3 protein-coding genes are annotated in these 2,315 nt (G+C 32.1%); all 3 read left to right on the top strand.

From position 1 onward, the window contains the following. Positions 1-146: 146 nt before the first annotated feature. Positions 147-605, top strand: coding sequence for a hypothetical protein (locus tag ACFSR1_RS08175; RefSeq protein ID WP_378291431.1), 459 nt, complete (start codon positions 147-149; stop codon positions 603-605). An 88-nt stretch (positions 606-693) separates the two neighbouring features. Beyond that, positions 694-1,281, top strand: a complete 588-nt coding sequence (locus tag ACFSR1_RS08170) for a DUF3841 domain-containing protein (RefSeq protein WP_378291429.1) — start codon at positions 694-696, stop codon at positions 1,279-1,281. A gap of 277 nt (positions 1,282-1,558) precedes the next feature. Beyond that, positions 1,559-2,017, top strand: coding sequence for an SMI1/KNR4 family protein (locus tag ACFSR1_RS08165; RefSeq protein ID WP_378291427.1), 459 nt, complete (start codon positions 1,559-1,561; stop codon positions 2,015-2,017). Positions 2,018-2,315: the final 298 nt, after the last annotated feature.

The raw sequence follows: 2,315 nt of genomic DNA, 5'->3' as shown, positions 1-2,315 counted from the left end.
TTTTACGAAAACTAAATTAAAAAGTATAAAGCACACAACACTGTGTATATTTCATTTGGCAAATAGTTTGTCTTCGCTATCGCTACGCAAACGATTATCACCAAACAAAACATACACTTAACGTTAGCATCAATTAGAATTACGAAATGAAAAGAAAATTTGTATTAACTATAATCGGGACATTCTTTTTCTCTTACTTAATGGCTCAAGATGGTTCAAATATTAGATATTATGAGACGGATAAACTTGATCGTACTTTAATTGGAAAATACTGTCATATTGATTTTGGAAAAACATCATTTGGTGGACAAGCAGTTGACACTATTGAAATTGATGTAAAAGGTCAACGAATGAAATTCTATGAGCACAGAGAAGATGATGGATATAATAATTGGTTCAATAAACAATATTTGATTCGAGTAGAAAATAAAAATCATTCATCTGCCCGCCTTCAGAATTCAAGAATTGACAGTCTAACATCTGACAAAATATATGTGACGAGTACTTTGAGTTATTACACTAACGAATCTCCGATTGACACAATTACAGTCTTTCAACACTCGTATGACAAGAAAAATATTTCGAAAATATTAATAGAAAACTAAAAAAAGATGCTAACACTATATAACAAAACATAGCTGCCCTTTAGGTCAGCAACGTTTGTTATATTTAACGTTATCTACAATTCACTGAATGAAAATCAAACTCTGGACAATACAAAATGAAAGTGGATGGAATGAGCTTACAGAGAATGGAATTTTAATTCCGAGAGAGGAATTTGTTGAACCTGATTTCAAGACTGGATACGAATGGATGAAAAGTCAAATGAGTAATCGCATCGGTAAACCTGAAAAAACAAATCAATTTCCTGTATGGGCTTGGTACCAACATTTTGATTCCAGTAAAAGAAAACCTGATTTAAGGAGATCTGGTTATTTACCAAATGGAACTGTTGGTTATCGAATAGAAATCGAAAAAGACCAGAAAGATATTTTGTTGTCAGATTTTGTTTTATGGCATTGGTCACTTAGTTATAAAGATTATATAGCAGACTCTGAAATAGAGGCTAATGAATACGAAAAAAGACGTGGTAATGACGAGTTTGAGAAATTATCAAAAGCGGAGAAAAATCAAATTGAGAAGAGTTGGGAAAAGGTTTTTGACATGAATTTTGACTTAGAGTATTACACTTTACCTTTTCAAGAAAAGAAAATTCAAGCAACCTTTTGGGAATTACAGCTGGAAGATGTAATTAAAGTGGATAAATTTGTAGCAAAATAAAAAAGTAGATAACACTATATATGTGCTCATAGCAGCTAGGTAATCAATCGAATAGTTCTTGTTTTTTTTGGTAAGGCGCAATGCTTGCAGAAAGTAAAAGTTAGCAATCAATGCGCAGTTTTTGTCGAAAACAGAGTAACATTTTGTCCTGCTACGACACATATATTAAACGTTGTAGAGCATTGAAAATAAAAATTTGAAAAAAATAATTGACAAATATCTTGACGAAATAGTTTCGTTGGAAATAAATTCGTTACCGATAAGAATTGAGCCTGAAATGGCGGAAAAAGATTCGGACAAAAATCAAGAATGGAATAATTGGTTCCCCATTCCAAGTACAGTTACAGACATAGAATTGGTGGAATTAGAAAAAGAAATTGGACATAAGCTACCTGAAAGTTATAAGCAGTTTCTTAAACACAAACATTTCTATGATTTATACATAGGCGAATGTTCATTCTGTGCTCATCCGATCAATACTTGGAGAGCTAAAATAATGGAGATGATTTTTGACGGTTACCCAGCAGAAGATTTAATCGAAACTGGACGTATTCCATTTGCGAGTTGGAGTGATTGGGGATTGTTATGTTTTGACACGACAACTGAATGTCTAAATAATAATTATCAAATTGTACTTTGGGATCACGAGGTTTATGACGAGTTTGAATTCCAATATGTGGATTTTGAAAATATGCTTGTGGAATTAGCTCGTGAACACGAAGAACAACGCGAATAAAAACGCTCTACAACATTATATATGAAATCAGAGCAAAAGTTAAGCGCTAGATCGAAAAGTCATTTCCTTTTTACGATGGCGCTGGATTTTTATAAATTAAATAAGAAATAAAAATGCGCAGATAGATCAATTGGTTCAGGCTGTTTTGCCTTGCTCCGATTCATATATTTGGCGTTAGCGGTAATTACGAAAAATAAATGTATCTAGAAGAATCTAAAAACTTTTTAAAAGATTATCCTCAAATAACTTCTGAATTTAGAGGTTGTTCTGAACAAGAAATTGATAATTTAGAATCTAT

The organism is Aquimarina rubra (assembly GCF_042684305.1).
In the GTDB taxonomy this organism is placed as follows: domain Bacteria; phylum Bacteroidota; class Bacteroidia; order Flavobacteriales; family Flavobacteriaceae; genus Aquimarina; species Aquimarina rubra.
The sequence above is the reverse complement of the archived record's forward strand: the minus strand, read 5'-3'. Positions and strand labels throughout refer to the sequence as shown.

Bases quoted from the DNA above. Each gene is read 5' to 3' on its own strand.
- ACFSR1_RS08175 (WP_378291431.1), top strand. From the start codon at position 147: ATGAAAAGAAAATTTGTATTAACTATAATCGGGACATTCTTTTTCTCT.
- ACFSR1_RS08170 (WP_378291429.1), top strand. From the start codon at position 694: ATGAAAATCAAACTCTGGACAATACAAAATGAAAGTGGATGGAATGAG.
- ACFSR1_RS08165 (WP_378291427.1), top strand. From the start codon at position 1,559: ATGGCGGAAAAAGATTCGGACAAAAATCAAGAATGGAATAATTGGTTC.